Here is a 19,331-nt window from a genome sequence, read left to right on the forward strand (position 1 = left end):
GGCGATGTGATCTCTGAACTCGTGGCTGAGATCGGCCCGTTGTGGCACGAGCGCCACCAGGCCCGGCTCTCCTCCAGGCAGCGGAAGCGTGCAGTGGGCGCCGGTGAAGCACCGGCTGGTGTTCGTCGACCGGTTGCTGGCCACCCTGGTCCACCTCCGTCATGGTGCCACCCACGACGTGCTGGCCTGCTGGTTCGGAGTGGACCGCTCGACCATCACCCGGGCTGTCGGTGAGGTGCGGCCCCTGCTCGCGGAGCGTGGGTGCACGATCAGCCCCGACGTGCGGCTGCGAAGCCTGGCTGAGGTCGTGGAGCATCTCGGCGCGACCGGGAAGACCGGCATCATCGACGGCACCGAGATCCGGGTCCGCCGCCCGGCTGCCGGACGCAAGGAGCGGGACAAGTTCATCTCCGGCAAGAACAAGCAGAACGCCGTCAAATCCATGGTGGTCACGGACGAGGACGGCCGAGTGCTGTTCTGCAGCCCGACCAAGCCCGGAAGTTGCGCGGACATCACCCACGCCCGCCAATTGGGTCTGGTCAAGCTCCTGGCCGACGGGCCCGCGGTCGAGATCCTTGCCGATGCCGGCTATCAGGGTCTGGGCGCTCAGACTGGCGGACGCGTGGTGACACCACCACATCGCAAGTTCAAGAAGAATGCCCCGGACTGGTACGAGGAGATGTACGAGCGCCAGCGCAAAGCGCACTCCTCACGCCGTATCCGTGTCGAGCACGGCATCGCACACCTGAAGAATTGGCGGGCCCTGGCCCGCCACCTCGGCCGCCGCGAGCACATGAGCGACACTCTCCAAGCCGTCGCCGGCCTGCTGTCCCACCAACAGATCACGGACCTGAAATCTGCACGGCAGATGTGAACCCGAGCCCCACAGATGCCTTCGACGTCTCACCGCCAACTATGCACGAGCTCGTTAGCTAGTGCTGTGACCGCATACGTTCACCGGGTCGGTGATCCCTGACGTCAGGAGCCGAGCTTCTAGATCAACACGAGCCACCATGTGTTCATGGCCCTTCCTACAGGCCGAACAAGCGACGCAAGGCGGCGGTCACCAAAGCGTGAGTCGGCCCCAGGGGGTGCTGCCGGGGGCCGTCGGTTCACTGATCCGCGGCGCTCAGCCGACCAGTCCCGTCATCGCGTGCGGCCCTACCGCCGGTTCGAGCAGCGACAACGTCCGCTGCTGCGCATCGAGACCGACGCGGATGCCGACCGGCATCGGCAGATTCGGGCCAGCGTGCCCGAACTCGACGTTGCCCAGGACCGGGATGTCACGGTCGCCGAGGACGTCGAGGACTATCTCGGGCAGGGTCGGGGACACGCCGGGCTCGAGTCCACTGACCTCGCGCGGAACGCCAACGACCATGCCGGAGATCCGATCGAGGATGCCGCAGTGTCGCATCACCTGCAGATAGCCCCACACGTACGATGCCAGGCCACCCATCTCCTCCCAGAACAGCACCGCGCCATCGAACCATTCGAGCGGCAGCGCGAAACGCGTCGCCTGCGCCAGCACGATGCGATTGATCACCCCGCCGATCAGCCGACCTTCGACACGACCAGGACGCCAGCACTCCCACGACGGGCTCGCAGGCAGCGCACCGATCGCCGCGGTACCGGTCAGCAACCTGGAGTAAAGCTTCTCGAGTTCCGCTTGGCGCGCCACGGGCGCAGACTGCCAGTGCCCGCCGAAGCCAGGGACGGCCATGTCGGCATGGAACCCGACCAGACCCGTGCGCGCATAGAGCACCAGATGCAGCAGTGAGATGTCGCTGTAGCCCAGGATCGGCTTGGGGTCGGCCCCGATCGCCTCAACGTCGATCAGGTCAAGGTAGCCGAGCGCCGTCTGGCCACCGTCACTCGCGATGATCGCGCGCACCTCAGGATCACGCAGAAGACCATTGAGCTCCCCGGCGATCTCCGCCGGCGTAGCCGCGCTCCACCAATGGCGCCGCCCTACTTCGAGTAGCGGAGCCCGACGCACGCGGAATCCCATCCGCTCGAGCACAACCACCGTCCGCTCGACGTTGGGCTCGTAAGCGGCCGGCAGCGGACCGGACAGCGATGCGATGACAACGAGATCTCCGGGCCTCAGGGCACGCGGTCGAAGCAGTTGAGGCAGTGCAGAACCGGTCATGGCGTCAGTGTCGCCGGTCCCATTGGTAGGGTCACGCGATTTTCGCCAGTCGTCCGCCCCAGCGCAGGCCCTTCTCGCTGCGGATGCGGGCTCGCTCGCGGCGCTGGGCCGCGAGGACATCTGGATGGCGGGCGTTGGTGTTGCGCCAGCGCAGGTAGGCGTTCAGAGCGCGAGTCTGGACGGTGTGGTTGCGGTGGTGGGAGTTGGCGACGGTGAACTGCCGCAGTGGCCCGAAATGGGCCTCGATCGGGTTGGCCCAGGACGTAAGAGGTCCTAACAGAAACTGACGTTGGGGGTGACTGTCGGCTTGTGTGCTCGTTGGTCTGGTCGTGGGGAAGCGTCAGTCGCAGCCGTGGATCGTGTCCGATGAACTGTGGTCGCTGATCGAGCCGTTGCTGCCGCAGCCGGGTCCGAAGCTGAAGGAGGGGCGGCCGCGGGTGCCGGACCGGCAGGCACTGTGCGGGATCTTGTTCGTGTTGCACACCGGCATCCAGTGGGAGTACCTGCCGCAGGAGCTGGGCTTTGGCTCGGGCATGACCTGCTGGCGGCGTCTGGCAGCCTGGAACGAGGCCGGCGTGTGGGAGGAGCTGCACGTCGTGCTGCTCAGGAAGCTGCGGTCGGCCACGAGGCTGGACTGGTCGCGGGCGGTGATCGATTCCCCCACGTCCGGGCGGCCCGGCGCGACCCAAAAGCGGACCCAGCCCGGTCGATCGTGCACGGCCGGGCAGCAAGCACCACGTCCTGACCGACGGCCAGGGCATCCCGCTCGCGGTGTCGCTGACCAGCGGCAACCGCAACGACGTCACGCAGTTGCTGCCCCTGCTCGACAAGGTTCCGCCGGTTGCCGGGCTCATCGGCCGACCCCGCCGGCGCCCGGATGCACTGCTCGCCGACCGCGGCTACGACCACGACAAGTACCGGCGCCTTGTGCGAGCTCGCGGCATCACGCCGGTGATCGCCGAACGCGGTCAGGAACACGGCTCCGGCTTGGGCGTCTTCCGCTGGGTGGTTGAGCGCACCATCGCCTGGCTACACGGCTTCCGCCGCCTACGCATCCGCTGGGAACGGCGCGACGACATCCACGAAGCCTTCCTCGGCCTCGCCACATGCCTGATCACCCACCGACACGTCCAACGCCTTTGTTAGGACCTCTAAGTCGGGGTGAAGCACAGCTCGACCCGGTTCTTCCTCGCCCAGCGCCGGATCGTGTCGCCCTTGTGGGCGGATAGGTTGTCCAAGATGACGTAGATCGGGGCGCCGTCAGGGCGGGCAGCGCGGATCGACTTCAGCGCGGCCAGGGTGTTCGCGGCGCCCTTCTTGCGGCGGTTGACACCCCACAGGGTGTCGTCGCCGACCGAATAGCAGCCGTGGAAGTACCTGACGCCGTGGGTGCGGTGGTAGGTCGCGGGATGGCGCTCGGGGTGACCGGCAGGGGCCCAGCACGATCCGGCCGTGGGACGGATGCCGAGCGGGCCGAACTCGTCGAACGCGAAGACGCGGTCCGGGAGATGCTCCAGCACGTGACCGTAACGCCTCACGCCCGATCCTGATCACGCGGCCGTGTACTTTCCGCAGGTAGGCGGCAAGTTTGCGAATGGACCAGCGGGTGAAGGGTTCGCCGAGCTTGGTAGGGCGGGTAGTGGCCGTCTGGACGACGAAGTCCTCGTCGTCAGGGCTGAGAAGGCGGGGACGGCCTCCCGCCCAACGAGGGTCCAGACAGGCCAGCCCGATCTCGTTGAACCGGTGGATCACATCCCGGACGGTGTCCTCGTCGGCCTGGACCAGCTGCGCGATCACCGGCACACGGTTACCGCCGGCCGAGACCAGCAGCATCATCGCGCGCCGGTAGCGCACCGAACTGGTGCTGCCGCGGCGCACGATCTGCTGCAGCTTCTGCCCCTCCTGGTCGGTCAACCTACGCACACGGACAGGTTCTGCCACCACACCCCCAACGATCGGACGGACGTCACCGCACATCCAACCGCCACGACCACCAACCCGGCGAACCACCCCGTTCAGAGCACTAGGCCGTTTCTGATGACTCTTGGACGGTGCCGCAGAGCCTGATGACGATCGCGGCAAACGGCCCGGGTGCCGTTGAAGAGCCAGAAGCTCTCGGATGAGCCACTTTCCATCCATGGCTTCAAAGCTGAGCTCCGAGCAAGCACTGATCCTCTGATGCGTCTCCCGAATAGTCTCGCCCCTGACATCAGTACACGCCGTGCCCTAAGGACGGGGATCTCATGCCCGCTTACGTCATCGTCAACGTCGATGTGCTCGACGAGGAGGCTGGCCTGGCCTACGCACCCGTGGCCCAAGAGTCCATCCTCAGCCACGGCGGCCGTTACCTGGTCGCAGGCCCGACACCTGAGCCCGCCGAAGGCACCTGGGATTCCTCCCGGTTCGTGGTCATCGAGTTTCCCGACATGGACCGGATCCGGGAGTGGTACGACTCCCCGGAGTACCGGCGTGCCCGGGCGATACGTGAGGGCAAGGTTCGTGTGGGCATGCTGTTCGTTGAGGGCACGGCGCCCGAGGGCTTCTCGCCCCCGGTTTAGATTGTCCGCGGTGGCTCTTGGACGGTGTCGCGGAGCCAGATGACGATCGCTGCAACGGCCAGGGTGCCGTTGAAGATGTAGTCACGTTTGTCGTACCTGCTGGCCACTGCACGGTACTGCTTCCACTTGCTGACGCACCGCTCGACAGCACTGCGGCGGCGGTACTGAGCCTTGTCGAAGGCTGGAGGACGTCCGCCGGCCCGGCCCTTTCGCCGGCGCTTCGCCTGCTGGTCATCGGGCTGGGCGATGGTCGCCATGATCCCCCGTCGCCGCAGATAAGCGCGGTTGCCTGAGCTGGAGTACGCCTTGTCACCGCGAACGCGATCCGGTCGGCTGCGTGGTCGGCCCGGCCCGCGCCGCCGGATCCGCAGGCCCTCCAGCACGGGGACGAACATGGGACTATCGCCCCGCTGGCCTGGAGAGGTCTGCCAGGTCAGCGGGCGGGCCCGGTCGTCGGCCAATAGATGGACTTTGCTGGTCAGTCTGCCTCTTGAGCGTCCCAGCGCCTCACGCCCATCGCTTTCCTCACGCGAACCGCCCCCTTTTGCGGGAAGTCACGCGGCGGCAGGCGGCGGGCACCGGCTGCGTGCTGATGGGCCCGGCAGGACGTGGAGTCGATGTTCACCGCCCATTCCCGCTGCCGGACGCTTTCCTTCTCGACGGCCTCGGCCAATACCCCATCCGGATCGGCGGTGTCAGCCTCGATCTGTAACTCGGTCAGGATCTGCTGCCAGGTGCCGTCCGCTGACCAGCGGCGGTGCCGCTCGTAAACGGTCTGCCAAGGGCCGTATCGTTCGGGCAGGTCCGGCCAGGGCGCTCCGGTACGGGCCCGGAACAGCACCCCGTTGATCACTTTGCGATGATCGGCCCACTGCCCGCCGGGCTTGCCGTTGACGGGCAGTAAAGCCTCAAGCTTCTGCCACTGCGCGTCCGTGAGCTCATGTCGCCGCACCATAAGGCGCAGGTGCCCAGCCCGAGCACTGATCCACCCACCCCAGCAAGAGCCATCAGAAGGGGCCTAGCTGTTGCGGGACATGAGGTTGTTGACGCCTGATCAGGTCTTCAACTCGTCGCAGCGAGTGCCGGAAGATTGCGGTGCGGCTGGACGTTGGCTGCAGGTATGAAGATCAGCGAGGCTTCCAGAGTCAGCGGTGTGAGTGCGCGGTCGTTGCGGCACTACGAGGACGAGGGCTTGATCGTCCCTGGGCGTTTCAGCAATGGGTTCCGTGACTACTGCCAGTCCACGATCGATCGGGTACTCGTCATCCGGTCGCTGCTGGAGTCCGGGTTGCCCGTGAGGTTGATCAGGGAAGTCCTGCCCAGCCTCACTGACGGATCCAATGCCGGCACCGAGGTGGTGTGTGCGGAGTTCCTGCACGAGGTGCAGGGCTATCGCGATCGGCTCGCTGCTCGCATTGCCGTTCTCAGCGATCAGCAGGCGGCACTGGACGCCTACCTGAGAGAGGCCCGCCGTACTGATCTCTGACGGCCGCTTGACCTTGACGCAAGTGTGAGGTTCCTACGTTCGATTCATGGAGATCAACGAGCAGCAGAACGCCGCCGAGCAGACCGTTCGAGCACTGGTCCAGCGGTCGCACCGTGGGCCGAAGGACCTGACTCTTGCGACGGATCACCGCCGCCCTGCCCCGGGGCCGGGCGAGTACCTGATCCGCGTCGGCGCCGCCGGGGTCAACTTCGCCGATGTCATGCAGACCCATGGCGCCTACGGAGGAGGCCCGAAGCCACCCTACGTGGCGGGCTTTGAGGCGGCCGGTGAGATCGTGGGGGTCGGCGCGGACGTTGAGAAGCCGCTGCCGCTCGGCACCCATGTCGTCGGAGTCGGCCCGGGCGCCTTCGCGCAGTACATGACGATGCCGGCCGCGGGGGTACTTCCCGTGCCTTCCGGCTGGAACGATGCCCAGGCTCTCGGTCTGGTGCTGAACTGGGCCACCGCGTTGGCGGCACTGAAGCCGTTGGGCGAGATCAAGACGGGTGAGGCGGTGCTCGTTCACGCCGCGGCCGGCGGGGTCGGGCAGGCTGCCGTTCGTCTCGCCCGCCACTACGGTGCGCGCGTGATCGCGACGGCCTCGCCGGAGAAGCACGACACCGTCAAAGCCCTCGGGGCCGACGAGGTGCTGGACAGTCGACGCCCCGATCTGGCTGAGGAGGTCACCCGCCTGACCGGCGGGGTCGACCTGGTCCTGGAATCGGTGGGCCAGGCCACGTTCGAGGCCAGCCTGTCGGTTACCAGGCCCTTTACCGGACGCATCGTCGTGTTCGGAGCCGCCTCCGGTGACGCCACTCTGACCACGCACGACCTGGTCTTCACCCACCAGGTTCAGATCAAGGGCCTGCACATTGGCACGCTGGCGGCCGCAGCCCCATCCCTATACCACTCGTTGCTCGTCGAGATCGAGGCACTCATCGCCCAAGGCGTCTACCCGCCCGGCACCCCCCACGTGCATCCCCTGTCCGAAGGACCGGCAGTGCTCCAGCAACTCGAAGCGGGCCAGACCCGGGGCAAGCTGGCCCTCGATCCCTGGCGCTAGGAACGCCTGTGCTTCACCACAATGCTCCGCTGTCCCCCCGAGGGCCGACTTCGGCTCGTGCAGCGTTGTCAGCACCGCCCAATTGCCCACGTGGCAGCCGAGATGGGGATCTCCCGTGCCTGCGCGTCGAAATGGGTCAACCGCTACCGTCAGCACGGTGAACTCGGGCTGCTGGACCGCTCCTCCACACCTCGGCGCCAGCCAACGGCGACGAGCTCTGACGTTGTCGCCAGGATCGAGGCACTCCGCCGTGCCGAGAAGTGGTCTGCCTCCCGGATCGCATTCGAGCTCCAGGCCGAAGGGATCTCGCTCAGTCGCCGCACCGTGTCGCGGCATCTGCTCGCCCTCGGCCTGAACCGGCGCCGGTTCATCGATCCCAGCGGCGACCTCAACCGGGAACCGCGGAAGATCACCGCTCGCCGTCCAGGACACATGGTCCACATCGACGTGAAGAAGGTCGGCCGGATCCCGGATGGCGGTGGCTGGCGGGTCCATGGGCGCGGAAGCCGCCAGGCCAAGACTGTCGAGCGGCGCAAGAACAAGGGCGCACGCGGCGGCTACATCTACCTGCATTCCGCCGTCGACGGATTTAGTCGGCTTGCCTACACCGAAGCACTGCCCGACGAGAAGGCCGTCACCGCCATCGCGTTTCTGCACCGGGCCAGGGCCTGGTTCGCAGCCCACGGCATCGTCCGAATCGAACGCATCGTCACGGACAACGGCGCCTGCTACCGCGCCGGCACGTTCGCCCGGGCCATGCTGGGGGCGCAACACCAGCGCATCACGCCGTACACGCCTCGTCACAACGGCAAGGTGGAGCGCTACAACCGAATCATCGCCGAAGAGTTCCTCTACGCCCGTCGCTGGGCCTCGGAGGATCAGCGACGAGATGCCCTTGACGTCTGGAACATCCACTGCAACTACCACCGGCCTCACGGTGCAGCTGGGGGCCAACCGCCAGCCCGGCGACTACGCGCAGGCGTAACCAACGTCCTGGCGTCATACACCTAGCCCTCCGGCGGGAGCCCCCGCGCGCCGGTCCGTGTGGCGCCGTTCAGTTTCGCATCGGTTAGCTTGGCGCCACGGAAGTCCGCATTGGTCAGGTCCGTGTTGCTCAGGTTCGAGCGAGCAAGGTCTGCACCCCGAAGATCTGCGCCTGACAGGGTCGCGAATTCGAGATTTACGTCGCTCACCTTGGCGTTTCGAAGATCCGCATCCGGAAGCCAGGCGTAGTGCAGGTCCACGCAGTTGTTTCGCAATACCACTTCGCCGGTCTCCGGGCTGAGCAGTTCCTCCGCACAGGTCAGCTCCGCCCGTCGAAGATCCGCGCCCTTTAGTTGCGCACTGGGGAGGCTTGCCCCCTTCATAAACGAACCCCACAGATTCGCCCCATCGAGGACGGCAGATTCCAGGTTCGCCTTGTACAACGTCGCCTTATACAGATCCGCGCCGGTCAGCTCGGCCCAGCGGAGGTCCGCGTCGGACAGATCCACCCCGGGGAGCTTGATGGGTGCCCTTTCAGTGAAGCGGAGGCCGCGCAGGTCGGTTTTGCTCAGGTCGATGAGCGTGCCCCTGTCGCGGTCGGGGCGGCGATGGGCCAGCGTGGCGATCGCCGCCCGTACATCCGCCTCCGGGGTGGGAACTGCCTCGGGGTCAACCGGTTTTTTCAGACTGTCCACGCTCGACCCGGCGTGCCGTTGCGCGAAGGCGGTCAGCACGGAGACGACCGTCGGATGGTCGCGGGCAGAGTCCTGCATGATGCGCCCCAAGGCGTAAATGCCACCCAGTCGAACATCCAGCGACTGCGATCCGAGATTGTTGATCGCGTTATTGAACCGGCTGGTGATCTGACCGTGCTCGGAGATCCGTAGTTCCCTGCTGGCCTGTCCGACCTGCATCCAGGTGAACAGCAACGCGCCGAGAGCAGCGAGCCCCGGCAGGCTGATCGCGATCAGCGTGACCAATTGCATCCGGTCCCGTCCCACAGATCTGGGCGCCGTCGATCGGCCGTAGTGTCGACGCCGGCGGACGTGACGGCGACGAGCGATACGGCGAAGCCCATCGGCGCTCAGTTTCCCAGCCACCTGCACATCGCATCCTGCAGGCCAAGCGTCCGCAACTCTCACTGCTCCAACTGGACTGCCACCAAGGTCCGCCCGCTGATCCAAACGAAACGCCCTAAGAGATGATCTCAATTGGCGTTGTGCGGCGGCCGTGGCCGCCAGGCTGGGGCCACTGGATGAGTCCGGTGGCCCCAGCCGGATGGGGTCAGCGAGGGTTGTTCAGGCGGTTGCTGATTTGTTCGTGGAGTTCGTGCGGCAGGTGGATGGTCCAGCGGTCGGCGGCCTCGGCGGCCAGGTCGCGGCTCCAGCGCCAGCTGTTGCGTGCCGCGGTGCGCACGTCCTGGTCGCGGGCGGTAGCCGTGGTGGAGGCGTAGCGATGGCGGTCAGTGTCGGGCAGGTCCTGTTCGAGCGCGCGGCTGGGGGTGAGCCAGTGGGCTGTGCTGTTGCGCAACAGGCGGCAGAGCTGGAGTTGCTGGGGTGCGATGACGGTGTGCAACAGGGCGTGGGCGCGGGCGATCTCGCCGCGGGCGAGGACGTGGGCGAGCATGAGCGTCCAGTTGGTCAGCTCGTCGGTGAGCTGCTGGGCGGTGGTCACCGGCTCGGGCGGCTGGAAGGTGGCCAGCTGTCGGGCGGCCTGGGTGAGCCGGCCGGTGCGGTCGAGCAGGACGGCGTCGTCGGGGCGGGGTAGGTGCACCATCCCTTGCCAGGTGGGGACTTCGTCGATGCCGGGACCGGCCGGGGTGAGGTGGAACTCGCCGCGCATCAGGTCGTCGAAGACGACGGCGAGGATGCCGTACATGTTGGTGTAGGAGAGCTTGAGCGGGGCGAGCTGCGCCAGGAAGCCGGGGCCGTCGAAGTCGGCAAGGTGGTCGTCCTGGATGTAGAGGTATGCCTCGATGTCGGAATGGGCGTCGGCCTCGCCCACGGTCCACGAGCCGTAGAGCAGTACGCCCTCCAGCCGGGCGTCGGCGTGGGCGAGCTGTCGCAGGCGTGCGATGCGGTCGTCCAGGGCGGAACGGGCAGAGTGAACGGACATGGTGTGGTCGTGTCTCCTGAGGTGAGCGTGCGGGCACGCTGACGGGGCCCGGCACCTGCCGGGCGGATGTCTGTGGACCGTCGCGGCCCGCTCAGGAGAAGTTGCCCATGATCGAGATCATAGGGGAATGGCTCAACCGCCGAGTCGGCGGAAGCAGATCAGGCTGACCGCGATACCGGCGAAGGCCAGGAAATGCTCGGCCTTGCGCTCGTAGCGGCGGTGCAGGCGACGGCACCCAGACAGCCACGCCACTGTCCGCTCCACGGTCCACCGGTGGCGGCCCAGCTTCTGGGAGGACTCGATGTTTCTGCGGGCGAGGCGCGGGGTGATGTTTCGCGAGCGGAGCCATTTCCGCAGGTGGTCGTAGTCGTAGCCCTTGTCTCCATGGAGCTTGGCGGGCCGCCGTCGGCGTGGCCCGCGCCGGGAACGGATGGGAGGTATGCCCCGTACCAGGGGTTCAAGTCCCTGGCTGTCGTGCGTGTTCGCCGCGGAGATACCGATCGAGAGGGGCAGACCGGTCCGCTCGGTGATCAAGTGGATCTTTGAACCTTTCTTGCCGCGATCTACGGGATTCGGACCTGTCAGGTCCCCCCTTTCGTCGCGCGCATGTTCACCGAGTCGATGGCGCACCGCGACCAGTCCAGTTCGCCTCTGGCGCCGAGCTCGTCCAGGACCAGGCGGTGGAGTTTGCCCCACACACGGGCCTGGCTCCACTCGGTAAAGCGGCGGTGCGCGGTCGGCCCGGACGGGCCGAAGCCCGGCGGCAGCTGCCGCCATGCACAGCCTGTCGTGGCCACGAACACTATGGCCGCCAGCACCTGCCGGTCCCCATACCGACGTCGGCCCCCGCCCTGCGGCCTCACCGGAGCGGCCGGCACCACCTGCTGGAACAACTCCCACAACGCGTCCGGCACCAGACGCTCCACCATCGCCATCACGGCACCCAACCTAACGATCACGCCAGGCCACCGGCGCCAAGCACTTGACCGCCCTCGCCGACGGTGACTGATTCGGCATGCCGCGCTTCAACCAGATCATGGTCCCCGAGATCGTGGAGTCGGACCTGGGTCATCCCGGAACTGCTGATGGAGACCAATGTTCACTCTGCCGCATGCGGGTCACGCCCAGCATGAACGTGAACATCACCGTGAGGATGCCGATGATCGCCCCGACCGCGATGACGTCCGCGAGACCGCTCAGCCCCACCGACTTGAACGCCGTCGAGAAGCCGCTCTCCTTGTCGATGTCCTTGTAGTCCTGCATGCCCGTCAGCACCAGGCAGGCCGCCACGTACAGCACCATCGAGATGACGAGCGAGTAGACGATCGCCTTCGGCATGTGCCGCTGCGCGTCCTTGGACTCCTCGGCCGCCGTCGACATGGCGTCGTAGCATCGATCTGCTCGATAGGTTTGCGACGGAGAATCCCTTGTCCCATCCGGAGCCCGGCCATGCGCCTCACCTCTTCGCGATCGGCAAGCGGCTGATGGCGGATCATGATGGCCCAGGCGCCCCCGCGACGGAAGACATCGCGCAAGGCCCCGCCGCCTCACGGGGCCACGGCGTAGCTCAGGTCGTGCGCGACGAGGGACACGGGCTCCAGCCGCAGCCACACCGTCCCCCGCGGGGTCGTCGTACAGACAGCGCATGAAGCGCTCGTCCCACCGCTCCTCGTCCGCGCCCAGATAACGGACCAGCTTGCGCCTGCCGCGCTCGACACCGAACGGGCACCAGCTCGGCCCGGCCCCGCGCGATCACCTGCCGGACCAGATCGCACTCGTCCACCACCAGCGCGACCTCGGGATCGGCCCGCACCCGGCCGAAGAGGCGGGCCCAGGGCTCGGTCAGCACCCAGAAGGCGCCCTCCTCCCACAGGAACCAGACGGGGCGGACCGTCGGCCCGTTGGTGGCGAGGCATGCGGTGAGGGGCCGGCGCAGGAAGGCGTCCACGTCGAAGGCGTTGGAAGTCACCGCCGTCATCGGGCCCCCGCGCCCCCGTGCCCCCGCGGCCACCGACCGGGGACCTAGGTCTCCGGTATGCCGGTCAAGGCCTACGGCACCACCGTCACCGGCCACCGCCCGGCCTTCACCAGACGCACCGCCACCGATCCGACGATCCGGTGGCCCGCCTGCTCCGACGCGCCCACGACCACCGCGTCCGCCTTGAGTTCGTCCGCCGCCTTCACCAGGCCGCTGTACGGGTCGCCGCGGAACGTGTGGAACTCCCACCGGACCTCGAATATCCCCTTGAGCCGCTCGGCCGCGTCCCGGATGTACGCCACCAGGTCCTCGGCGATCTCGTCGGTCGTCTCGGCCACCGGCGCCCCGAGCGCCGCGCCCGCCGCCAGCACCGGCTGCACGTACACCACGGCGAGCAGCGCGTGCTGGCGGCGGGCCAGACCGGCGGCGTAGGCCGCGGCCCGCAGGGACGAGTCGGAGCCGTCCACCCCGGCCACGATCACCTTCGGCCCGTCCGTGCCCCGTTCGAACTGAGGGGAGTGCTGTTCCGTCACGCCGCGAGGTTATCGGAGGCCGCAGCTCCGGTCCTGCGGCGGGAGCCTTCGCGGGGCGAGACGACGCGGGTGCTGAACTTCGTCGTCTTCCGCTCCGTGTTCGAAGAGGGCGCCCGCATCGTGCCGGGCCGGTGCTCCGCCTCTGGCCGTACGTTCCCTGCACAAGCTCTGGGGAAAAGGGCACCCGAAGGGCGGACAGCGGCCCGCCACCACGCGGGGGCTGCAGTCACTGGCGGCGCTCGGCCTCGCCGGAGGGGACGGGACCGAGCCCGCCGACCCTCTCTCCGGCCTGCCCGGCCAAGGTCCGCCAACGGCACCGCAAGCTCGACCGGCTGCGCGCCGCCGCTGACCCGTCTGCGTGGGCCGTTCGGGTGGAAACGTGCCGCCGCACCGGTGTTGCTCAGGTGCGTCGGCCTTCCGCCGGGCGACTGATGAGTCATGAAGAAGGATCAGTTGCTCACCCGCCGCCGGCTGTTGATCGCGGGCACCGGCGCCGTGGGAGCGGCCGCCACGGCCGGTGTGCTCACGGCGGTCACCGGGGAGGGCCCCGCCGGATCCGTCCCGGCGGCGGGGGCCCAGCCCCGCCGCCCCCGCAGCGCCTCCGCGTACCGTCTGCAGCCCCTGACCGGATACGGCCCGCCGCAGGCCGCGCCGCGCCGGACCCTGGTACGCCGCGAACCGCTGCTGCGCGTCTCCGGACGCGGCCGGACCATGGTGCTGACCTTCGACGACGGTCCCGACCCCCGCTACACCCCGGCCATCCTCGACACCCTGGCCGAGTACGACGTGCGCGCCATGTTCTTCGTGTGCGGGGAGATGGCCGCCGACCACAAGGTGCTGCTGGCCCGGATGGCCGACGAGGGCCATGTCGTCGGCAACCACACCTGGTCCCACCCGCTGCTCACCCGCCTCACCCGCCGGCAGATCCGCTCCCAGATGGAACGCACCTGTGACGTCATCGAGGAGGCCTACGGCGAGCGCCCCGAGTGGTTCCGCGCCCCCTACGGCGCCTGGAACCGCGCCGCCTTCCAACTGGGCGCCGAACTCGGCATGGAACCCCTCGCCTGGACGGTCGACACCCTCGACTGGTCCACCCCCGGTACCCGGTCCATCGTCGACCGGGTCGAGAACGGCGCCGCCCCCGGCGTCGTGGTCCTCTCACACGACGCCGGGGGCGACCGTTCGCAGAGCGTGCGGGCCCTGCGGCGCTACCTGCCCGAACTGCTGGACTCCGGCTATCACGTCACGGTGCCCCGGCGGGACTACGCCTGAGACCTGCCGTCGGGCTCTCGCCCGCCCGGCCGGGGAACGCTCAGCGCACCTCGACCAGGCGGGCGAAGGCGACGACGTTGCCCTCGTAGCCGTTCTGCTGGGAGAAGCCGCCGCCGCAGGTGATGACCCGCAGTTCCGCCGCGCCCTTGGAGGCGTAGACACGGTCACCGGGGAAGTTGTCCTTCGCGAACACCTCGATGCCGTAGATCTCGAACACGGCGGTCTTCCCGTCCTGCCGGGCGATCTCGACGCGGTTTCCCTTCTTCAGGGCCCCGAGCGCGTAGAACACGGCGGGGCCCTGCTGGTTGTCGACATGGCCGACGACGACCGCGGTGCCCTTCTCGCCGGGGGCGACGGCACCGGTGAACCAGCCGGCCAGGTTCGGGTCCTCCGGGGGCGGCGCGCCGACCCAGCCGTCCGCGTCCAGGCCCACGGGAATCATCGGCGCGTCGACCTGGATCGCCGGGATCCGGACCCGGTCCGGGAGGGAGTAGGGGAGGGGCTTGACGGCCCCGGCGAAGGTGGCCCCGGGCAGGCGGCTGTCCGCCGCGGCCGCGGTCGCCGGCTGCGGCGGGCCCTCGTCGAATTCCCCCGAACCATTTCGGATGAGCGCGAGGCCGGTCAGCAGAACCAGCGCGATCACGCCCCACGGGGCGCGCTTCTTCCGCCGCGCCTCCTCTTCCGCCTCGGCCAGCTCGGACGCAGACATGGGCCATCCCCTCTCGACGCGGCCGTGCCGTGTCGTTCGCGCATATCAGAACGCTAAGTGCCGCGCGCGAAACCGGCGACGGGGCTGGAGCGAACGGGTGGCGCAGGGCTGTCCGGGGTGGTCACGGGCTGTCCGGGGCGACCCGCGGCCGTGAGGTGCGCCATCCGAGTTGCCGCCGCGAGGAAATTTCTGACGGTCCGTGACCTGCGGTGATATCCGATTGCGCGGTTTTCCCGCGGTGCCTTCTCTCACCAGGACGGACCATTCCCGAAATGCGGGTCCGCGCAAGGCAACTGACTGTCTTTCTGGGAGGCGCTTTCTCGCCGATCGACCGGGGACGGGTCCCGGGGCGTCTTCCGCGGAGGTTCACATGCGTAACACTCGTGCCCTGGCGGTCGCCGGCGCCGCGGTCGCGGCCCTCGGCCTCTCCGCCCCCGCGGCCGTCGCGTGGGACACACCCAGCAACATCGTCGCCCTGCCCAGCGTGATCGCCCGCGGCGGCCAGCTGACCATCACGGTCGACGGCTGCCGCCACGGTGGCACGGCTACCTCCAACGCGTTCACGATGCCGGCGAAGCTCTCGCCCATCCACGGCCCCAGGGAGACGGCGAGGGGAACCGCCACCATCAGGAACAACGCCCGCCCGGGGCCGTACGACATCACGGTCACCTGCGACGGCAAGACCCTGACCAAGCCGCATGCCTTCACCGTCATCGGCGGTGTCCGCGGTGGTATCGGCGGCAGCACCACCGGTGCGACCCCGACCGACATGGCCATCGGCGGCGGGCTCGTGACCGCCGCGGTCGTCGGCGGCGGGGTGTTCTGGATGCGCCGTCGCGCCGAGCGGCGCGTCTGACGCCTCGCTCCACGCCGCTTTGGACCCCTTCGGTACGAGCCGCCTCGCACGCGCAGGTCTTCGCCCCGGATCCCTCGACGGATCCGGGGCGAAGACCTGCGCGTGCGAAGGGCCGGTCAGCCGGCGTCCTCCTCGGTGCGGCGACGGGCGAAGTGGTACGCCGTGCCCAGCGCGCCGGTGATCAGCGCGGCGCCGAGGCCGATCTCCTTGAGGTCGAAACCGCCGAGGGTGCCGCCCTCTCCGGCGTGCACGCCCTTCCACGGGTGGCGGTGGTGGTGCGTCGGGGGATGGTGGCGGTGGTGGTGCGTCGGGGGATGCGCCGGATCGCCGCCGGCGATGGTCAGGCGGGCGGTGCCGCTCGACCCGTCACAGATGAACTCCACGTCGTACACGGCGCCGGGCCTGGCGTCCCCGGCGACCCTGGCCGTCGCCGCCGACTTCTCCGGCGGAAGGGCGACCACGTCGAAGACCGGCGAGGAGACCGCCGCCTCCCCCTCGCACGCCTGGTTGCGCTCCACCACCAGCGTGACCAGGCCGTCCGCCGCGACGGTGGAGGGCTGTACGTCGAAGGCGAAATCGGTCCGGTCGGCCGCGTCGGCGGCCGGCATGCAGGAGGTGAGGGCGCCGGCGCCCAGCAGTACGGCCGAGGCCGAAGCGACGCGTATCACGCGCATGGTGAAACCTCCGGGTCCCCGAGGAGCAGCCGCGGACCTGTTCCGCTCGCGCCGGAAATGCACCTCGATGCCCGAAACGCTAAGAACGTGTACGCGGCGGCGCGATCGCAGTAGCGCGAATGGGTCACACGTGTGGGCCGCCAGGGGGAACCCCGTTGACGCGACCGGGGGCGGCGACGGTGTGTCGCTCGCCCCCGGGCCCGGTTCCGTGGTGCGGGTGCGGTCAGTCCCCGGCACCCGGGAAGAGGTTCAGGAACGGGTCCGCCGACGCGGTCACGCCCCTGCTGTAGGGCGAGTCGAAGTCCCAGATCAGGAACAGCAGGAAGGCGATCAGTGCCGAGAACAGCCCGGCGAGGATCAGTTCACGCGTCGTTCTGCGGATCTGGAGGACGAAGATCATCCCGATGGTGACGACGGCTCCGGCGATCAGCCCGAACCACACCACGCCCGGCATGGTCTCCCCGGTCGACTCCGACCGGGCGATCCGGGCCTGGCTGGCGGCGGTCACCTGGTCGACGAGCGGCTGGTAGGCCTGCGCCTCGAAGTCGGTCTTCGGTTCGTAGTCGGTGACGTCGTGCCGGACGCGCTCGAAGAGCTCACCGCCGCGTTCGGTGACCTGGCCCCGGTCGGCCATGGTGTCCCACTCGGTGGTGACGACATGGCTCACGTACGTATGGATGTCGCCCCGGATGCGGTCGCGCACGTCGTCCGGGTAGACCCGGACCCGCTCCGAGACCTCGTGCAGCGCGGTGGCCTCCGCCTGGACGTGGTCCTGGGCGGCGCTGCGTCCCTCCCACACACCGGCGATCGCCAGACCCAGGACGATGGCGTACACCACGCCGATCCACATCGTCATGTACTCGATGACGTCCGGGGTCTCGCTGGGGTCCTCGTCGTCGGACGCCGTGCGGTGGCGTACGAGGGTGACGACGACCACCACGACACCGGCGGCCAGCATCGCGAAGGTGAGAACAAGCCATTCCGGCAAGAGATGCCTCCAGAGCTTCAGGGATCAGCGCGCGCGCAGCGCGGCGACGGCGACCACCGCGGGCACCGTGACGAGCAGGACGAAGGTGAGCGGCGACATGGAGTGGCGCACCGGCCGGGGCCGCGGCGCGGCGCGGTACCGCGGGTAGTGCACGGGTGCCGCGGACGGACGCGGAGTGGGCTTCGCCGACGGCTTCGGTGCCGGGGCGGGGGGCGGGGGAGGGATCGGCCGGGGGGCCGGCCGGGGTGGTGGCGCCGGGCGTGGCGGGGGCGGCGGAGGCGGAGGCGGTGGCTCCGGTCTGGCCGGGGGGGCCGGTTTCGGGGGCGGGGGCTCAGGGGGCGGCGGCTTCGGAGTCGGCTTCGGTGGCGGCGGGGGCTTCGGAGTCGGCACCGGCGGTGGCGGCTTCGGTGGCGGGGGCGTCGGGGTCGGGGTCGGCGTGGGCGTGGGGGTCGGTGTGGGTGGCGGGCACGGCGGCTGCGGCCAGGTCCTGCTTCCGGCGACCGCCACCGCCTCCGTGCCGTCCGGCCCCGTCGAGGCGTACGCGCAGGCGTCGGCCACCGCCACCCCTGACGGTGCGCCGACGAGCGCCCACGTCAGCGTCGCCGCCGCCAAGGCCTTTGCGGCGAGGGCGGATTGAGTCGATAGGGGTCCATGCACGACGAAGATCATGAGCCCTCTGCCGCCGGGACGTGCCGGAGCGCAAGGGGATTGCCCCGAAAGAGGGATATCCGGGTGCCGCCGGTTTGCCACGCGGTCGCCCGCGGAGCCATCGGCCCGTACCCGTGTGCGGTGGCGGGCGGCGCGGTCACGGGTTCCGGAAAGAAATTTGGCCGGTCGTTGAACACAATCACGCCCGCCATGCGTACTCATGACCGTGCGGCGGCGCAGTAGGGCGCTGCAACACCCTTGCGATTATGGGGAGTTGACGATGAAGACCTCCTGGCGGAGCGCCTCACTCGTGGCGAGCGCCGCGGCGGTCCTGGCGCTGACGACGGCGTGTGGTCAGGACAGCCCTCCGGCGGCCAGCCAGAACGTGGGTGCCTCGGCAGCGCCCGGGGACTACGGAAGCATCGGCGCCGGGAACTCGGTGGGTGGCACCGCGGGCGGCCAGCAGGCCGCGCCGAGCCCTTCCAGCCCGTCCAGCCCCGCGGGCAAGCTCTCCGTCGCCACCGCCGAGGAGGTCGGCAAGGTGGTGACCGACAGCCTGGGCCTCACCCTGTACCGATTCGACCAGGACACCGACCAGCCGCCCAAGTCGAACTGCGACGGCGACTGCGCCAAGACCTGGCCGCCGGTGCCCGCGGACGACGCCGAGGCCGGCGAGGGCATCGACAAGTCGCTGCTCGGCTCGGTCACCCGCGCCGACGGCACCAAGCAGCTCACCGTCGCCGGCTGGCCGGCCTACCGCTACGCCAAGGACGTCAACGCCGGTGACGTCAAGGGCCAGGGCGTGGGCGGCAAGTGGTACGCGCTGGCCCCCGACGGCAAGAAGGCGCAGGGCGGCGGGGCCGGCGGCGCCGGGGCCGAGGCGCAGCCCGGGCTGTCCACCCGCAACGACCCCAAGCTCGGCGAGATCGTCGTCGACAAGAACGGCATGACCGTCTACCGGTTCAAGAAGGACGAGGCCTGGCCCAAGCCCGTCTCCAACTGCACCGGCGCGTGCCTGGAGAAGTGGCCGCTCGTGGAGCCCGTCGACTACGCCGACACCAAGGGCATCCAGGAGAAGGGCTACATGGTCTTCGACCGGACCGACGGCAAGGGCAAGCAGCAGACGATCAACTGCTCGCCGATCTACACCTTCGCCGGTGACAAGGCCCCCGGCGACACCAACGGCCAGGGCGTCGGCGGCACCTGGTACGCCGTGCGCCCCGACGGCAAGCTGGTCGGCGCGTCGGAGAAGTAGAGAAACCTCCCCAGGGTTGATCACCTCGTCCACCCGACGGAACCGACCCGGTCCGCCCCTCCG

The 19,331-nt window shown here is 69.0% G+C and carries 19 protein-coding genes and 5 pseudogenes; 9 read left to right on the top strand and 15 right to left on the bottom strand.

Annotation, left to right across the window (positions count from 1 at the left end; all coding sequences use genetic code 11):
* Window positions 1-118: 118 nt before the first annotated feature.
* The gene (locus tag QF034_RS36465) at window positions 119-874 is read left to right on the top strand and encodes a transposase family protein (protein WP_307178927.1); all 756 of its coding nucleotides are present in this window, start codon (window positions 119-121) and stop codon (window positions 872-874) included.
* A gap of 255 nt (window positions 875-1,129) precedes the next feature.
* On the opposite strand, the gene QF034_RS36470 is transcribed toward QF034_RS36465, so the two are convergent.
* Both QF034_RS36470 and QF034_RS41755 read right to left on the bottom strand, forming a co-directional pair.
* A complete protein-coding gene (locus QF034_RS36470) occupies window positions 1,130-2,149 on the bottom strand; it encodes a S66 peptidase family protein (protein ID WP_307178928.1) in 1,020 nt (339 codons plus the stop codon).
* A 31-nt stretch (window positions 2,150-2,180) separates the two neighbouring features.
* Window positions 2,181-2,411: pseudogene (locus QF034_RS41755) on the bottom strand (IS630 family transposase); the annotation flags it as partial.
* Window positions 2,412-2,505: 94 nt separating this feature from the next.
* On the opposite strand from QF034_RS41755, the gene QF034_RS36480 reads away from it, so the two are divergent.
* A protein-coding gene (locus tag QF034_RS36480; RefSeq protein WP_370880983.1) for an IS5 family transposase occupies window positions 2,506-3,295 on the top strand; the annotation gives its coding sequence in 2 pieces (ribosomal slippage) (window positions 2,506-2,843 and window positions 2,842-3,295; 792 coding nt in all).
* 8 nt (window positions 3,296-3,303) lie between these two features.
* Here the strand turns inward: QF034_RS36480 and QF034_RS36485 are convergent.
* A pseudogene (locus QF034_RS36485) lies at window positions 3,304-4,090 on the bottom strand (helix-turn-helix domain-containing protein); the annotation flags it as partial.
* A gap of 302 nt (window positions 4,091-4,392) precedes the next feature.
* Here QF034_RS36485 and QF034_RS36490 point away from each other — a divergent pair.
* Window positions 4,393-4,707 (top strand): DUF1330 domain-containing protein, encoded by a 315-nt coding sequence (locus QF034_RS36490; protein WP_307178929.1) that lies wholly within the window; start codon window positions 4,393-4,395, stop codon window positions 4,705-4,707.
* Here QF034_RS36490 and QF034_RS36495 read toward each other — a convergent pair.
* Window positions 4,704-5,662, bottom strand: a protein-coding gene (locus tag QF034_RS36495) for an IS5 family transposase (protein WP_307178930.1) whose coding sequence is annotated in 2 segments (ribosomal slippage) — window positions 4,704-5,261 and window positions 5,264-5,662 — 957 coding nt in all. Because the reading frame shifts where the segments join, the coding sequence is not laid out codon by codon here. The genes QF034_RS36490 and QF034_RS36495 overlap by 4 nt on opposite strands.
* A gap of 165 nt (window positions 5,663-5,827) precedes the next feature.
* On the opposite strand from QF034_RS36495, the gene QF034_RS36500 reads away from it, so the two are divergent.
* The 3 genes and pseudogenes from QF034_RS36500 to QF034_RS36510 all read left to right on the top strand — a co-directional run bounded on the left by QF034_RS36500 (window position 5,828) and on the right by QF034_RS36510 (window position 8,267).
* A complete protein-coding gene (locus tag QF034_RS36500; protein WP_307178931.1) occupies window positions 5,828-6,193 on the top strand; it encodes a MerR family transcriptional regulator in 366 nt (121 codons plus the stop codon).
* 46 nt (window positions 6,194-6,239) lie between these two features.
* Window positions 6,240-7,256: an NADPH:quinone oxidoreductase family protein gene (locus QF034_RS36505; protein WP_307178932.1), complete on the top strand. Its 1,017-nt coding sequence runs from the start codon at window positions 6,240-6,242 to the stop codon at window positions 7,254-7,256.
* An 8-nt stretch (window positions 7,257-7,264) separates the two neighbouring features.
* Window positions 7,265-8,267: pseudogene (locus QF034_RS36510) on the top strand (IS481 family transposase).
* Here QF034_RS36510 and QF034_RS36515 read toward each other — a convergent pair.
* The 6 genes and pseudogenes from QF034_RS36515 to QF034_RS36540 all read right to left on the bottom strand — a co-directional run bounded on the left by QF034_RS36515 (window position 8,264) and on the right by QF034_RS36540 (window position 12,866).
* A complete protein-coding gene (locus QF034_RS36515; protein ID WP_307178933.1) occupies window positions 8,264-9,226 on the bottom strand; it encodes a pentapeptide repeat-containing protein in 963 nt (320 codons plus the stop codon). The pseudogene QF034_RS36510 and the gene QF034_RS36515 overlap by 4 nt on opposite strands.
* Window positions 9,227-9,524: 298 nt before the next feature.
* On the bottom strand, window positions 9,525-10,355 hold the full coding sequence (locus QF034_RS36520; RefSeq protein WP_307178934.1) for a nucleotidyltransferase domain-containing protein: 831 nt from the start codon (window positions 10,353-10,355) through the stop codon (window positions 9,525-9,527).
* Between the two features lie 132 nt (window positions 10,356-10,487).
* Window positions 10,488-11,284 (bottom strand): IS5 family transposase gene (locus QF034_RS36525; RefSeq protein WP_370880984.1). Its coding sequence is split into 2 segments (ribosomal slippage): window positions 10,488-10,954 and window positions 10,954-11,284, totalling 798 coding nucleotides; the frame shifts between segments, so codons are not numbered across the junction.
* Window positions 11,285-11,465: 181 nt separating this feature from the next.
* A pseudogene (locus QF034_RS36530) lies at window positions 11,466-11,744 on the bottom strand (amino acid permease); the annotation flags it as partial.
* Window positions 11,745-11,902: 158 nt separating this feature from the next.
* Window positions 11,903-12,333: pseudogene (locus QF034_RS36535) on the bottom strand (pyridoxamine 5'-phosphate oxidase family protein).
* A 71-nt stretch (window positions 12,334-12,404) separates the two neighbouring features.
* Window positions 12,405-12,866, bottom strand: a complete 462-nt coding sequence (locus tag QF034_RS36540; protein WP_307178936.1) for a universal stress protein — start codon at window positions 12,864-12,866, stop codon at window positions 12,405-12,407.
* 438 nt (window positions 12,867-13,304) lie between these two features.
* On the opposite strand from QF034_RS36540, the gene QF034_RS36545 reads away from it, so the two are divergent.
* The gene (locus QF034_RS36545; protein WP_307178937.1) at window positions 13,305-14,138 is read left to right on the top strand and encodes a polysaccharide deacetylase family protein; all 834 of its coding nucleotides are present in this window, start codon (window positions 13,305-13,307) and stop codon (window positions 14,136-14,138) included.
* 40 nt (window positions 14,139-14,178) lie between these two features.
* Here QF034_RS36545 and QF034_RS36550 read toward each other — a convergent pair whose 3' ends face one another.
* Window positions 14,179-14,847 (bottom strand): class F sortase, encoded by a 669-nt coding sequence (locus QF034_RS36550; RefSeq protein ID WP_307178938.1) that lies wholly within the window; start codon window positions 14,845-14,847, stop codon window positions 14,179-14,181.
* A gap of 370 nt (window positions 14,848-15,217) precedes the next feature.
* Between QF034_RS36550 and QF034_RS36555 the strand changes: the two genes are divergently transcribed.
* On the top strand, window positions 15,218-15,703 hold the full coding sequence (locus QF034_RS36555; protein WP_307178939.1) for a hypothetical protein: 486 nt from the start codon (window positions 15,218-15,220) through the stop codon (window positions 15,701-15,703).
* Window positions 15,704-15,819: 116 nt separating this feature from the next.
* On the opposite strand, the gene QF034_RS36560 is transcribed toward QF034_RS36555, so the two are convergent.
* From QF034_RS36560 to QF034_RS36575, 4 genes are all read right to left on the bottom strand, one after another.
* On the bottom strand, window positions 15,820-16,377 hold the full coding sequence (locus QF034_RS36560) for a hypothetical protein (RefSeq protein WP_307178940.1): 558 nt from the start codon (window positions 16,375-16,377) through the stop codon (window positions 15,820-15,822).
* A gap of 223 nt (window positions 16,378-16,600) precedes the next feature.
* Window positions 16,601-17,365 (bottom strand): bestrophin-like domain, encoded by a 765-nt coding sequence (locus QF034_RS36565; protein WP_307178941.1) that lies wholly within the window; start codon window positions 17,363-17,365, stop codon window positions 16,601-16,603.
* A gap of 24 nt (window positions 17,366-17,389) precedes the next feature.
* Window positions 17,390-17,518: a hypothetical protein gene (locus QF034_RS36570; RefSeq protein ID WP_307178942.1), complete on the bottom strand. Its 129-nt coding sequence runs from the start codon at window positions 17,516-17,518 to the stop codon at window positions 17,390-17,392.
* Between the two features lie 178 nt (window positions 17,519-17,696).
* Window positions 17,697-17,957, bottom strand: a complete 261-nt coding sequence (locus QF034_RS36575) for a hypothetical protein (protein ID WP_307178943.1) — start codon at window positions 17,955-17,957, stop codon at window positions 17,697-17,699.
* A gap of 336 nt (window positions 17,958-18,293) precedes the next feature.
* Here QF034_RS36575 and QF034_RS36580 point away from each other — a divergent pair, with 336 nt between their 5' ends.
* Entirely contained in the window at window positions 18,294-19,268 is a 975-nt protein-coding gene (locus QF034_RS36580; protein ID WP_307178944.1) for an SCO0930 family lipoprotein, read from the top strand.
* Window positions 19,269-19,331: the final 63 nt, after the last annotated feature.

The organism is Streptomyces africanus (assembly GCF_030816955.1).
Lineage (GTDB): Bacteria > Actinomycetota > Actinomycetes > Streptomycetales > Streptomycetaceae > Streptomyces > Streptomyces africanus.

Bases quoted from the DNA above. Each gene is read 5' to 3' on its own strand.
- QF034_RS36515 (WP_307178933.1), bottom strand. From the start codon at position 9,226: ATGCAATTGGTCACGCTGATCGCGATCAGCCTGCCGGGGCTCGCTGCT.
- QF034_RS36580 (WP_307178944.1), top strand. From the start codon at position 18,294: ATGAAGACCTCCTGGCGGAGCGCCTCACTCGTGGCGAGCGCCGCGGCG.
- QF034_RS36550 (WP_307178938.1), bottom strand. From the start codon at position 14,847: ATGTCTGCGTCCGAGCTGGCCGAGGCGGAAGAGGAGGCGCGGCGGAAG.
- QF034_RS36560 (WP_307178940.1), bottom strand. From the start codon at position 16,377: ATGCGCGTGATACGCGTCGCTTCGGCCTCGGCCGTACTGCTGGGCGCC.
- QF034_RS36490 (WP_307178929.1), top strand. From the start codon at position 4,393: ATGCCCGCTTACGTCATCGTCAACGTCGATGTGCTCGACGAGGAGGCT.
- QF034_RS36500 (WP_307178931.1), top strand. From the start codon at position 5,828: ATGAAGATCAGCGAGGCTTCCAGAGTCAGCGGTGTGAGTGCGCGGTCG.
- QF034_RS36470 (WP_307178928.1), bottom strand. From the start codon at position 2,149: ATGACCGGTTCTGCACTGCCTCAACTGCTTCGACCGCGTGCCCTGAGG.
- QF034_RS36545 (WP_307178937.1), top strand. From the start codon at position 13,305: ATGAAGAAGGATCAGTTGCTCACCCGCCGCCGGCTGTTGATCGCGGGC.
- QF034_RS36505 (WP_307178932.1), top strand. From the start codon at position 6,240: ATGGAGATCAACGAGCAGCAGAACGCCGCCGAGCAGACCGTTCGAGCA.
- QF034_RS36555 (WP_307178939.1), top strand. From the start codon at position 15,218: ATGCGTAACACTCGTGCCCTGGCGGTCGCCGGCGCCGCGGTCGCGGCC.
- QF034_RS36520 (WP_307178934.1), bottom strand. From the start codon at position 10,355: ATGTCCGTTCACTCTGCCCGTTCCGCCCTGGACGACCGCATCGCACGC.